Here is a 12,832-nt window from a genome sequence, read left to right as displayed (position 1 = left end):
GGTGTCGACGCGACAACGCTACTGCCCCACAGCGGCCGAACGGCCCGCACCGGGCGGGCCGTTCGGCGCGTGCTCAGCCCGCGCAGCGGGCCATCCACGCCTCCACTTCCTCCGCCGACCTCGGCAGGCCCGCCGACAGGTTCTCGTGACCGTCCTCGGTGACCAGCAGGTCGTCCTCGATCCGCACCCCGATGCCGCGCCACTCCTCGGGCACGGTCAGGTCGTCCGGCTGGAAGTACAGACCGGGCTCCACGGTGAGCACCATGCCCGGCTCCAGGACGCCGTCGACATACTCCTCGTTCCGGGCCTGGGCGCAGTCGTGGACATCGAGGCCGAGCATATGGCCGGTGCCCGCCATGGTGAACCGGCGCTGGAGGCTCAGCTCGTACGCGCGGTCGGCCGGGCCCTCGATGAAGCCCCACTCGACCAGCCGGGTCGCCAGATACCGCTGGGACGCCTCATGGAAGTCGCGGTACGCGGCCCCCGGCTTGACGGCGGCCATGCCGGCCTCCTGGGCCTCGTACACCGCGTCGTACACCGTGCGCTGGACGGGTGTGAAGGTCCCGCTGATCGGCAGGGTGCGGGTGACATCGGCGGTGTAGAGGGTACGGGTCTCCACGCCGGCGTCGAGGAGGAGCAGCTCCCCCGGGCGCACCGGGCCGTCGTTGTCCGTCCAGTGCATGATCGTGGCGTGCTCGCCGGCCGCGCAGATCGAGCCGTAGCCGACGGAGTTGCCCTCCAGGCGCGCCCGGCGGAAGAAGGTGCCCTCGATCCATCGCTCGGAGGACGCCACCGCCCGGGACAGCTCGCCTATCGCATCGGTGAAGCCGCGGACGGTGGAGTCCACGGCCTTGCGCAGCTCGGCGATCTCCCAGTCGTCCTTGACCAGGCGGAGTTCGCTGAGGGTCTCCTCCAGCTCGTCGTCGCGCTCCTCGTCGGTGGTGAGGGCGGCCTCCAGGGCGGGGTCGACGCCCCGGACGATCCGGGTGGGGGCGTCGGAGGCGGCCAGGTCGGCGGCGGCCGTGCGGACATCGCGGCAGGGCAGCCCCAGGACCAGCTCCGCCTCGGCGAGGGAGCGGCGGCGGCCCATCCACAGCTCGGCCGTGGGGCCGGTCCAGAACTCGTCGTTGTCCCTGCTGTCCCGGGGCAGCTGGTAGCAGTAGGCGTCATGGCCGCCGTCCGCGCGGGGTTCGAGGACGAGGGCGCCGTCCCGGGCCTGGTCCCCGGTCAGATGCACATAGGCCGAGTACGGCCGGAACGGGTAGGTGTCGTCGTTCGAGCGGACGGTGAGGTTCCCCGAGGGGACGACGAGGCGTTCGCCCGGGAAGCGCGCGGAGAGTGCGGCGCGGCGGCGGGCGGCGTAGGGCGCCTGCTCGTCGAGGACGAGGTCGCGGCGCTCGGTGTCCGCCCATCCCGTGCGCATCAGGGCGGACAGTTCCTCGGAGATCCCTGAGTAGAGACCGTTCTTCCGGCCTTTCGCCATGGTGTGCACCTTCCTCTGGGTGGAGTGGTTCCGCTGGGTGGGCCGACCCGCCGGCCAGGGGCGCGGGGGCGGCGCGGCCTGGGGAACGTATCCCGCGCCGGGGCCGCTCGGCGCCGGAACATGTCAGTGGCACGGATCGGCCATGGCCGGGCCGGAGCCGTCGACAATGGGGGCATGACGAACGCGAAGCTCAGCGAGGCCCTGCGGCATCTGGGGCTCGACCCGGTGGCGGCCCGGGTGTATCTGGCCCTGCTCGATGTGGCCCCCGCCCCGCTGAGCACGGTCGCGGTGGCGGCCGGGGTGGACGGCGGGGAGCTGGCCGGGGCGTACGGCGCGCTGGTGGCGGCCGGTCTGGCCAGCCCGGCCGAGGAGGGCGGGGCGGTGGTGGCGCCGGTGCCGCCCACCGCCGGTCTGGAGATCCTCGCCCGGCACCGGGCGGCGGAGGTGGAGGAGTCGCGGATCGCCGTGGGGGGTGCGTTCGAGTCGTTCCGGCGGCAGCGGCTCGCCGCCTACAACGACGATCTGGTCGAGGTGGTGACCGGTGACGCGGTCGGCACCAGGATCCGGCAGGCGTGGGCGAGCGCCCGCGAGCAGATCCGGCAGTTCGAGTCACCGCCGTACTTCCCGCTCCCCGGCGCCACCCAGGACGCGCTGGCCACGCTGGCCCGGGGGGTGATCCAGCGGGTGGTGTACTCGCGGGCGTCACTGGAGCAGCCGGGCCATCTGCAGGAGGTGATCGAGCCCTGTGTACGGGCCGGCGAGCAGGCGCGGGTGCTGCCCTCGGTACCGGTCAAGCTGGTGATCATCGATGAGGCGTATGCACTGGTCTCGTTGTCGATCAAGGAGGCGGATGTGCACAACTCGATGCTGGTCGTGCAGCCGTGCGGTCTGCTCTCCGCGCTCATGGCACTCTTCGAGCAGTCCTGGCAGAGCGCGCTGCCGTTCGAGGGCCGCACCACCCGGCCGGGCGGTCTGCACCCCGCAGACCGGCGGCTGCTGTGGCTGCTCGCGGGCGGTGCGAGCGACGATGTCATCGCCCGTGAGCTGGGCATCAGCCGCCGTACGCTCTTCCGCCGTCTCCAGGTGCTGATGGCCCGCTCGGGTGCGGCCAACCGCTTTCAGCTGGCCCTCCAGGCGCAGCGGAACGGATGGCTCTGACCGCGCCGCCACCGCCGTGCCGCGAGGGGGCGGAGCACCCGGGGGGCCTCCCGGGGGCCGACCGCCTCCGGACCTCACCCCTGCCGCTCGGCCGGCTCCCCGGCGGTTTCCCCGTCCGGCTCGGGCGCCTTCTCGAAGACCAGCCGGCTCCAGTGCACGCCGTCCCGGCCGAGCCGGTCCTCGCCGCCGCTCCGGTGCAGCAGGGTCAGCCCCTGGGCGGCGGCGAGGCCCACCGTCTCGCCCACCGGGACGTCGAACATCCGCCGGTCGCGCGGCGGCTCCCCGTGCCGCAAGGTGATCACCAGACGCCCGCCCCCGGTCAGCAGGCCGCTCAGCCGCTCCATGGCGACCGGCCGCTCGTCGTGGTCCAGATGCATCCACACCGCCGAGAGCAGCAACAGCTCGAAGGGGCCGTCCACACCGCTCAGCTCCGGCAGTGAATCCGCCAGCCAGCGCACGTCCTCCGGATGCAGCCGAGCCGCCGTCTCCCGCAGCGCCCGCACCGGCTCGACGGCCGTCACCCGCCAGCCCATCCGGGCCAGCGCGGCGGCGTCGCGCCCGCTTCCGGCCCCGATGTCGGCGGCCCTGGCGGGCGGTACGGGGAGATGCGGCAGCACCTCCTCGTACAGCTCCGGGAAGCTCAGCCCTTCGTACCGCTCGGCCAGGGCCTCCGCATACTGTTCGTAGTACCACTGCACACCGGGCTGCGCCTGTGCCCGCAACGCGTTCTGCTGAGCGACGTCCATACGGAGACCCTACGGTCCGCCACCGACACGGCGGACGCCACCGGGTGTTCCCGGCGGGGACAGGACCGCCGCCCTGCCGGGGTCCGGCCGCCCGGATCATCGCCGTAGCGGAGGATATCCGGATGAACCCCGATGATTTCTCTCCGATCAAGGAGTGGACGAGCGGCTTTCCCGGTGCCGGCCTCGACCATGTCGACTTCCTCACCGACCGGACGGGCATCGCCGAATGGCTGGCATTCCAGCGGGTGTTCCGGCCGCGCTTTGTGCGGTACCGGGGCTGCACGCTCCGGGAGCAGCCGGGTGGCAGGGAGCTGGTCGACAGGCTGCTCGCCCAATGCGGGGGTGATGTCCGGGCCGTCGAGGGGTTTCTCAACCGTCTGGTCCTGGCCGATGTGATCCACTGCGATGCCGGTGAGGAGATCGACCGGGCGCTCTCCGCCGTCGCCGACGCCCTCCGCGCCTCCTGGCGGGGTGCCCTGGCCGACGCCTTCCCCGGGGAGGAGTTCGAGGTCTGGGCCGTGGAGACCGACGACGGCCCGGTCGTCGGCTTCCTGTCACGGGAGCCGATGGCCCAGGACGGCCCGGTCACCGGCACCACCTCGCGGGATCCGCTGAGCCACCACGGCTGATCCCGGGCCATCGGGTCGCGGTGGGGGCCGTCAGCGCGGCGCCACGTACTCCACCCGCGTCACATCCGGTACGCGGGGCAGCTTCGCCCGGCCGGTCAGCAGGGCCTGTGCCGAGGTGTCGCCCAGCAGATGGCGGCGGAAGAAGGCGACGGTGTACCCCTGGGTGATCTTGCGCTGGGTGGCCTCGTCGAGCCCCCGGTGCTGCTTCTGGGTCCCGTCCTGGGCGACGCACCGGCCGGGTCGGGTGCCAGGGACGGCGTCGTCGGCGCCGCCCACCTGTCCGCCGCGGGGGGACCACTGGGTGTTGGCGTAGTTGTGGTTGCCGCCGGTGAGGGTGATGCCATGGAGGGGTGCCGTGTTCCGCCCCTTGTTCCACTTCACGAACTCACCGGTGTTCACCTGGTCGCAGGTGCCCCACAGCACGGCCAGCGGGACCCGGGTGATGGGCTCGTTCTCCCAGGTGGCGGTGGGTGCCAGGCCCATCGCAGCCTTCACCTTCACGCCGGCGGGCCAGTCGCCGCGGCGCCCGTCGGCGGCATGTTCCATGACGCCACCGCCGCCCATGGAGTGGCCCAGGGTGCCGACCCTCCCGAGATCGACCCGCCCGGTGAAGGAGGCATCGCTCGCCCGGCCGGTGGCGGGGTCCTTGATCCGGCCCTTCAGGGGCCCCTTGCCCGCGTCGAGCTTCCGCCACAGCTCCAGATGCTCATTGATCAGCCCGGCACGCGCCCGGTAGACCGACTCCGCCTGGCCGCCGCTGGTCGCGTTGATGCCGTTGGCTCCCATGGAGACCACTACAAAGCCCTGCCGGGCCAGGTCCCGGGCCAGATAGTCATAGCCGGAACCGCTCGGGAGCGGCGCGGTCCCCGGTCGGCAGGGCCAGGCCCACAGCCGGTCGCTCATCTTCCCGATGATCTCCAGTTGTCGGGCCTCCTCGGCCGCGTTGCCGGCCTTCTCGGCGTCGGCCAGGGCCTTCTGTGCCGCCGTCAGCCGCTTCTGGGCGGCGCGGTCCGCGCAGGTGTGCCAGTAGCCGTGCTGCATGACGATCAGCGGATGCCTGCCCCGGGCCATGCCCTTGGCTCCCGGCCCCTGGGGGTAGTGGACCACCGCGGCCAGCTCGCTTCTGCCCCGGTACGGGGCGCCGGGCTCGAACGCCAGCTCGCCCAGGTCATAGGTCGCCCGGCCCACCGGGGCCGAACCCGCCCCCGCAGCGGCGGAAGCGGACCCGGCGGCGGCGGAAGCGGACCCGGCGGCCGGGGTGGCTCCGACGACCAGGGCGGGGCCCTTGACCGGTGCGGCTCCCACGGCCGGTGCGGGGACGACCGCCCCGAGCAGGGCCACCGCGGCACCCGTGACCAGAACCCCTGCGCGTACCCGGCCGCCGACGGCCTTCCCGCTCTGCCTCGTCCCCATGCGGGTCTCCTGCCTCTTCATGTCTCCGGCGGAACGACCGCCCGCGCGGCGGCGACGGCATCCGGCCGCCGCCGGCCCGTCCCTGGTGGACGGGCGACCCCAGACTCACCGGCACACGTCAGGAAGTTGTCAGGACGGTGTGCGGTTACGGTCGGCTCCGCCGCTCGGCCACGGTGGTACGGTCGGCCGTCCGTCATGGCTCCGGCCACCACCCGGACCGGACCGGCGAGCCGGTTCCCGTACTGGACAGGGGAGTTGGGGAACGGTGTCGGGTACGCGACCCCTCGCGGAAGTGGACGAGCTGTCCCGGGGTACGCCGGGCGACCTTCTGGAGCAGGCCCCGGAGCGGCTGCGGGCCCTGACGGCGGAGGACGCGGCGGCCCGCGCCCCGGCCTGGCACTGGCTGGACACCCACCTCTGCCATCAGGGCGCCGTCCACCCCGCCGCCGTACCGGTGGTGCCCTTCCTGCTGGGGCTGCTCACCGATGGACCGACCCCCGAGCCGCAGCGCCTGCTGGGCTTCCTCTGCGGCCTGGTGGAGATGGAATCCGAGGACGGCGGATGGCTGCCCGACGGGCTCGACCCGGAGCGGCACACCCGGCTGCCGGTGGCGCGGGCCGTGCATACCGCGCTGAGCGACGGGATCGGCGCCGTGCTGCCCCGTCTCGCCGATGACGACCCGGCGACGGCGGGCGCCGCGGCGGAACTGCTGGCCTGGTTCCCGAACCGGGCCGCCGAGATCCTGCCCCGGCTGCGCCCGTTCTGCGAGCGGGCACGCCCGGGACCGGAGCGGTCCACCGCGTTCATCGCGCTCGGGCTGCTCGCGGGCGCTTCGGGCGACCGCTCCGACATCGCCCGTCTGGAGGCGGTCCTGGCCGCCGGAGCCGGGGTGGACCGCTGGGCCGCCGGGGTCGCCCTCGCCCGTATCACCGCGCCGGACATCCCACCCGCCGTGGTGGAGACGCTGATCGCGGAGCTGGCCCGGATCGCCCTGGACCCGGAGCCGTACGAGACGGTCCGGGGCAGCCGCTTCCACCGGGGCGATGTCGGTGCGCTGATCACGGCGACCCTGCGGCGCCTGCCGCCGTCCCGCGAGGACGGGGCGCTCACGGTCGTGGCCCGTCTGCTGCGCGACGGGGAGTTGACCCCGGAGACCGCGGCGGAGCTGGCCTCGGGTCTGGTCGTGGATGCGCTGGGCGATCTGGACACGGTTCCCGCCGGGGAGCTGACCCCCTGGCGACGGGCGGCCCTCGGGGCACTGCCGACCGCCGGCGCGGCCTGGGAGTCGGGCGAGCTGGGGCCGTGGCTGACATCGGCCTATGGGCTGCCGGCGACCCCGGACGCCCTCCGGGACCGGCTGCGGCAGGCCCCGTGACGCCACCGCCCGGCGGGGGGGCGGAGGGGGTCGGTGCCGCCGGGGCGGCGGGGACAGGGGACAGGGGTCAGCCCCGGCGGAGCCCTTCCAGTTCGGCGCCGACGGCGCCCCGGACCAGCTCCCGGGCGTGGTCGAGCCGGATCCCGCCGCTGAGCCAGCGCATGCTGAGCCCCTCCAGCAGCGCGGTGAGCCGTTCGGCGGCGGCGGCGAGCGAGGAGGGCGGCGCCAGCGGCTGGACCCGACCCAGCAGTGCGGCGACCTCCTGGATCCACTCCAGGGTCGCCCGCGCGAGATCCTCGCGCAGCGCCTCCTCGAAGACCGCGCTCGCCCGCAGCTCGCCCCAGGCGGCGCTGTTCTCCCGTACCTCCACATCGTCCTGGAGCTCCAGCAGAAGGGCGTCCTCCAGCTCCTCGCGGGGGGTGGGGGGCGGCGCCTGCGGGTCCCGGTCGGTGGTGTAGCGCTCGGCGCGGTCGCTGATGAATCCCAGGGTCTCGCGCAGCACCCCGGTGCGGTCCTTGAAGTGGTAGTAGATCAGCGCGGTGGAGACGCCGGCCTCGGCCGCCAGTTCCTCCACACGCAGGCCGCGTACCCCGCGCCGGGCGATCACCCGGGCGGCGGCTTCAAGGATCTGAGTGCTGCGAGACGCCATGGCGGGCACTCTACCGGGGCCCGGGAGAGGGGTACGCGCGGCAGGTCACCGGGGGTGCGGGCCGCTGGGCACCCGGTACCCCGGCGGGTGTCCCGCGACCTCCCCGGACCCTCCCCGGCCCCTCTCCGCGACCTCTCCCAGCCCTCTCCCGACCTTCTCCGGCACTTTCCTGACCAGAATTTCAGCCCGAGGGTGGAAGAAGCGCCCGACACCGGCATCCACCCGGGCCTCCCTCCCCGTGCACACCCGCCATCGATCCGGCAAAAGGGATGATGGATACCATTCGACACCTCTCTGCGGTCAGGCGACTCCACACCGCGACATGAGTTGACTGAAAATCCCGTCAGTGTCAGGGTGGCAGCCCGGGGCCCCGCCGCCTCGTCGTGTGCACCGGCCCTTCACGGCCCCCTGTGCGCATCCTGGTGCCGGGGACGTGCCGTCCGCCCACCCCGTACACCCGCCCGCCCGGCCGGAGGACCTTCCGGCCGCCCACGACAGGAACCGCCCGTGTCCTTCCTCTCCCCCACCCGACGGTCCGCCCTTCGCACCCTCGCCGGACTCGGCACCCTGGTCCTGGGGGCCTCGGCCTGCGGGCCCGCCGAGCCCGCCGCCCGTACCCGCGCCAGCGAGGGATCCTCCCGGTCCGCCACGAAGGCCGAAGGGCGCCGGCTGGGCGCCGAGTGGGAGAGCCATACCCGTACCTTCATGTCCTGGCCGGCCCTGACCTCGGTCTGGGAGCAGGACCTGCCCTATGTACGGAAGGACATCGCCCGGATCGCCCGGGCCATCGGGGAGTACGAGGCGGTCGTCATGCTGGCCCGGCCCGCCCAGGTGAAGGCGGCCCAGCGGGCCTGCGGTTCCCAGGTCGAGGTCATCCCCCTGGCCGTGGACGACCTGTGGGCCCGTGACACCGTCCCCGTCTTCGTCGAGGAGAACGGCAGGGTCACCGGTGTCGACTTCAACTTCAACGGCTGGGGCGACAAGCAGGAGCACACCAACGACGGACGAGTCGGACGCACCCTGCTCCCGGAGTACGGGATCCCCCGCGAGCAGGCCCCGCTGGTCTCCGAGGGCGGCTCCTTCGAGACCGACGGCGAGGGCACGCTGCTGATCACCGAAAGCTCGATCGTCAATGTCAACCGCAACCCGGGCAAGAGCCGGGACCGGATCGAGGCCGAACTCAAGCGGACCCTCGGCATGGAGAAGGTGGTCTGGCTGGCCGGGGTGCGCGGCGAGGACATCACCGACGCCCATGTGGACAGCCTGGTGCGCTTCACCGAGCCCGGGGTGGTCCTGCTGGACCGGGCCTTCCCCGGCACCCCGCCGGACTCCTGGTCCCGCTCGGCCGATCAGGCCCAGTCCGTGCTGGCGAAGGCGACGGACGCCCGGGGCCGGCGCTTCGAGATCATCGATCTGCCGCAGCCCGATCTGCGGAGGATCACGGGCGTGGGCGATGACTTCCTGGCGTCGTACGCCAACTTCTACATCGCCAACGACTCCGTCTTCCTGCCCCGGTTCGGCGACCGGAAGGCCGACGACCGCGCCCGGGGCATCCTGCGGGAGCACTTCCCCGACCGGGACGTCGTCCAGGTCGACATCGACACCGTGGCCTCGGGCGGCGGCGGGATCCACTGCGCCACCCACGACCAGCCCGGCGCGCCGGCCGCCTGACACCTGACCGGCCCGGTCCCGCCCCGGACCCGGCGCGCAGCCGGTCCGTCTCAGGTGCGGCGCACCGACACCACCCCGGCGCCCCCGTCCACGGTGACGGTCTCCCCCGTCCGGATGGCGTCCATCGCCCCCCGCACGCCCACCACGGCGGGGATCCCGTACTCCCTCGCCACCACCGCCCCATGGGAGTTGGCGCCGCCCATCTCCATCACCAGACCGCCGGCGGTGAGGAAGAGGGGTGTCCAGCCCGGGTCGGTGGAAGGGGCCACCAGGATCTCGCCCGGTTCCAGCCGGGCGCCGACCGGATCCATGATCACCCGGGCCGGGGCGGTGACCGTCCCGACGGAGGCCGGAGTGCCGGTCAGGGAGCCGGGCGCGGCCGGCGGGCGGTGTTCCTCGGGGGCCGTGCCGTCCGAGAGCAGGACCCGGGGGACCGGGCGGCGGCGCAGCTCCCGGGCGTAGCTCTCCCGGCGGTGGGCGACCGTACCGCGCAGATCCCCTCCCTCGGTCTCCATCTCCGTGAAGTCCAGGAAGAACACATCCCGCGGGTCGTCGATCCGGCCCTCCGCGTGGAGTTGCGCCCCGCGTTCGGCGATCCGTTCGCGCACCACGGCCAGCACCCGGACGGCGAGGTACTTCGGATATTCGCGCAGGCCGGCGAGGAGCCGGGTGCGGCGCAGCGCGAACCGCACCAGGGGGGCGCGGGGCCCGGCGCGCCGGGCGAGGCGTTCGACCATGGCCTCGGCGTCGGCGCGGGCGCGGGCGAAGACGGCGTCGGGCCGGGCCGCCGGGTCCTCGGTGCGCAGCAGGTTGCCGAGGACGCCGATGAGGTACGAGGGGTCCTCGGACCAGCGGGGCAGGCCGATGTCGATCTCGGCGACGGCGCGGTGGCCCCAGCGGTCCAGGAAGGCGGCGAGGCCCTGCTGGGCGGCGGGCGGAAGCAGGCCGTCCCGGTAGGCGTGGGCGGCCCCGGCAGCATTGAGGTCCGGGTCCTGGAACAGGCGGGCGGCGGCGGGGTCGGCGCGGAGGGTGTCCGCGAGGCCCTCCAGGGCCAGATCCATCTCGGTGGTGACATTGTGCGGCAGTCCGCGGAGCACGGTCTGGAGTTCCCCCGGCCCGGTGCGGACGATCCGGCCGACGAGGGCGAGCAGCCCGTATCCGACGAGTGCGGCGGGGGCGACGGCCGGGAGGACGGGGACGATCCGCTCGCGCAGGGCGCCCCGGGCGGTCGTGGCGCGGGCCCCCGCCACGACCCCGGCCTCCAGCCGGTGCGCGTGCCGTACGGCGGCCTCGGGGCGGACGAGTGCGCGGACGGCGGTGGCCGGGACGTGGAACCGCCGGGCGAGGCGGAACGCGCGGCGGACGGCGGGCCGGACCGAGGTGCGGTCGAGGCTCAGACGGGGGTCCCGGTCGCAGAGTTCGGCGAGGGTCCGGGCGGACCGGGCCTCCATGAGGCCGAGCAGGCGCAGGACGAACGCCCGGCCGGTCCGGTCGCGCAGTGCGCGGGTCAGGTCGAGGAAGATCCGCTCGCCCGCCTCGGTGTAGCCGGTGGCGCCCGGGTCGCCGATGACGATCTCGTTGACGGTACGGGCGATCTCGCGGAACGCGGCGCGTCCGGCGGGGGTGATCGGGCGCTCCAGGCCCTGGGCGAGGCTGAAGCAGAAGTAGACGTGGAAGCCCTCCCTCTCCGGTACAGGGAAGAGGGTGGTGATGGGCCGGGCCTGGGTCAGCTGGAGCACTCCGTCGGTGTCGATCGCCCACTCGATGTCCTGGGGGGTGCCGTAGTGGTCGCGCACCGCCGCGCCGAGGGCGACGAGCCGGTGGATCTGGTCCCCGGTCAGACAGGGCTCCTCGTCCGCGTCGGCGGTGATCTGTTCGGTGCCGCCGCCGGGCAGGGGGCGGACGGCGACCCGTTTGTCCCCGGGGCGCCGTTCCACGATCGTGTCGCCCGCCACGACGAAGTGATCGGGGTTGACGGCGCCGGAGACGACGGCCTCGCCGAGCCCGGGGGCCGCGTCGATCACCATCCGTCCCCGGTCGCCGGTCACCGGGTCGGCGGTGAAGAGCACTCCGGAGACGGCCGATCCGACCATGCGCTGGACGACGACGGCGAGGCTCACCGTGTCATGGGCGATGCCGTTGGTCTCGCGGTAGGCGACGGCCCGGTCGGTCCAGAGCGAGGCCCAGCAGCGCCGGACCGCGTCGGCGACGGCGTCCGCGCCGATGACGTTGAGACAGGTGTCCTGCTGGCCGGCGAAGCTCGCGAACGGCAGATCCTCCGCGGTGGCGCTGGACCGGACCGCGACCGGGACGTCGTCGCCGAGCGCGCGGTAGGCGGTGAGGATCTCCTGGTGCACCCGGGGTGGCACCGGTGTGTCGAGCAGGGCCCGCCGGGCCGCCTCGGGGGCGAGGCCCGCCGGCGCGTGGGGGGTGGCCACGGTGCGGTAGGCGTCGGTGGTCACACAGAAGCCGGGGGGTACGGGGAGCCCCGCGCGCAGCAGTTCGCCCAGGTTCGCGGCCTTGCCCCCGACGCGGGGCACCATCGTGGCGTCGATGGCGTGCAGATCGATGACGAGCGGCATTCCGGCCTCCAGGGGCTGGCTCCCGCCTGGCTCAAGGGGAGCGGTTCGGGCGCGCCACCGGGTCGGCGGCGGACGGCGGAGTGGCGGAGGTGGGGGCGACGGCGCGGAGGAAGGCGTCGGCGAAGGCTGCGCACACCTCGTCGGCCGGCGGCAGCCGCACCCCGGGCACCTCGCGCACGGCGGGGCGCAGCAGGAAGTGGGTGAGCAGCGGTCCGGTGAACTGCTGGGCGAGCAGAAGAGGGGGCAGATCACGGATGTGCCCGGCGGCGGCCTCGGCGGCCAGCCACTGGCCGACCGCGCCGAGCATGCGCGGGAAGGCATGGCGTACCAGTGCCTGGACGGCCTCGTCGCCGGGGCGGGCCAGTGCCTCGGCGAGCATGGCGGGGACGACCCGGGGTTCACGGCCGAGGGCCTCGGCGAAGAGCCGGTGGATCGCATGGACCCGCTCCTCGAAGCCCTGGTGGGGGTCGGCGAGGACCGCCTCGATGTCCAGGATGGGGCTGTAGCGCTCGAAGATGGCCCGGAGGAGTTCATCGCGGCCGCCGAAGACGGCGTAGAGGCTGTGCACGGAGCATCGCGCGGCGGTGGCGACCCGTTCCAGGGAGAGGGAGGCCAGTCCGTTCTCGCTGATCAGAGCGGCTCCGGCGGCCAGCGCCCGGTCATGGACCGGAAGCCTGCCGCCGGGGTCGACCCCGGCCGCGCGGATGGCCTCGTCCAGCGCCCGCCGGGTGCCGCCGAGCCGGCGTACCAGGGTGCTGCGGGAGATCCCCGCCTCCTGGGCGACGGCCAGCAGCGGCACATCGGCCGCGTCCACCCCGCGGGCCTCGGCGACCCGCAGGGCCGCCGCGACCACATGGTCCGGGACCGGATGCCCATCCGAACGTGACATACCTATAAAGGTAGCCCGTATCCATGTGTCACACCAGGGGGCCGCCGTGCGAGCCCGGGGTCGGCGGGATCGGTCCCCTACTTCCTGCTGATGACACCCATCCGTTCCTGGCTGGGTGCGGTACTCCCAGGAACGAGCCGGCCTTCTTTCCCGGCGCTCCGCCGCACAGACTCATGTCATGGACCCATCGGAGGTCCATCGGACAACACATCGGAACCACGTATCGGAACCACACAC

The 12,832-nt window shown here is 73.8% G+C and carries 10 protein-coding genes; 4 read left to right on the top strand and 6 right to left on the bottom strand.

The features are described from left to right. Positions 1–73: 73 nt before the first annotated feature. Entirely contained in the window at positions 74–1,483 is a 1,410-nt protein-coding gene (locus ABT354_RS01820) for an aminopeptidase P family protein (RefSeq protein ID WP_351487559.1), read from the bottom strand. Between the two features lie 174 nt (positions 1,484–1,657). Here ABT354_RS01820 and ABT354_RS01815 point away from each other — a divergent pair, with 174 nt between their 5' ends. Next, positions 1,658–2,641 carry a LuxR family transcriptional regulator gene (locus ABT354_RS01815; protein ID WP_351487556.1) on the top strand — a complete coding sequence of 328 codons (984 nt, stop codon included), beginning with the start codon at positions 1,658–1,660 and terminating at the stop codon, positions 2,639–2,641. 74 nt (positions 2,642–2,715) lie between these two features. On the opposite strand, the gene ABT354_RS01810 is transcribed toward ABT354_RS01815, so the two are convergent. After that, a complete protein-coding gene (locus ABT354_RS01810) occupies positions 2,716–3,387 on the bottom strand; it encodes a class I SAM-dependent methyltransferase (protein WP_351487553.1) in 672 nt (223 codons plus the stop codon). A 122-nt stretch (positions 3,388–3,509) separates the two neighbouring features. Between ABT354_RS01810 and ABT354_RS01805 the strand changes: the two genes are divergently transcribed. Then, positions 3,510–4,016 (top strand): hypothetical protein, encoded by a 507-nt coding sequence (locus ABT354_RS01805; RefSeq protein ID WP_351487550.1) that lies wholly within the window; start codon positions 3,510–3,512, stop codon positions 4,014–4,016. Between the two features lie 30 nt (positions 4,017–4,046). Here the strand turns inward: ABT354_RS01805 and ABT354_RS01800 are convergent, their stop codons facing one another. Continuing rightward, positions 4,047–5,429 carry an alpha/beta hydrolase gene (locus ABT354_RS01800; RefSeq protein WP_351487548.1) on the bottom strand — a complete coding sequence of 461 codons (1,383 nt, stop codon included), beginning with the start codon at positions 5,427–5,429 and terminating at the stop codon, positions 4,047–4,049. A 265-nt stretch (positions 5,430–5,694) separates the two neighbouring features. Between ABT354_RS01800 and ABT354_RS01795 the strand changes: the two genes are divergently transcribed. Then, positions 5,695–6,804, top strand: a complete 1,110-nt coding sequence (locus ABT354_RS01795; RefSeq protein WP_351487546.1) for a hypothetical protein — start codon at positions 5,695–5,697, stop codon at positions 6,802–6,804. 67 nt (positions 6,805–6,871) lie between these two features. Here the strand turns inward: ABT354_RS01795 and ABT354_RS01790 are convergent, their stop codons facing one another. Beyond that, positions 6,872–7,453 (bottom strand): TetR/AcrR family transcriptional regulator, encoded by a 582-nt coding sequence (locus ABT354_RS01790; protein ID WP_351487543.1) that lies wholly within the window; start codon positions 7,451–7,453, stop codon positions 6,872–6,874. A 507-nt stretch (positions 7,454–7,960) separates the two neighbouring features. Between ABT354_RS01790 and ABT354_RS01785 the strand changes: the two genes are divergently transcribed. Next, positions 7,961–9,124, top strand: coding sequence for an agmatine deiminase family protein (locus tag ABT354_RS01785; RefSeq protein ID WP_351487540.1), 1,164 nt, complete (start codon positions 7,961–7,963; stop codon positions 9,122–9,124). Positions 9,125–9,174: 50 nt separating this feature from the next. Here the strand turns inward: ABT354_RS01785 and ABT354_RS01780 are convergent, their stop codons facing one another. Continuing rightward, positions 9,175–11,706 carry a PEP/pyruvate-binding domain-containing protein gene (locus ABT354_RS01780; protein ID WP_351487537.1) on the bottom strand — a complete coding sequence of 844 codons (2,532 nt, stop codon included), beginning with the start codon at positions 11,704–11,706 and terminating at the stop codon, positions 9,175–9,177. Between the two features lie 31 nt (positions 11,707–11,737). Continuing rightward, on the bottom strand, positions 11,738–12,595 hold the full coding sequence (locus tag ABT354_RS01775; RefSeq protein WP_351487534.1) for a TetR/AcrR family transcriptional regulator: 858 nt from the start codon (positions 12,593–12,595) through the stop codon (positions 11,738–11,740). Positions 12,596–12,832: the final 237 nt, after the last annotated feature.

The sequence above is a fragment of the Streptomyces sp. NPDC000594 genome, assembly GCF_040299965.1.
Taxonomy (GTDB): domain Bacteria; phylum Actinomycetota; class Actinomycetes; order Streptomycetales; family Streptomycetaceae; genus Streptomyces.
The sequence above is the reverse complement of the archived record's forward strand: the minus strand, read 5'-3'. Positions and strand labels throughout refer to the sequence as shown.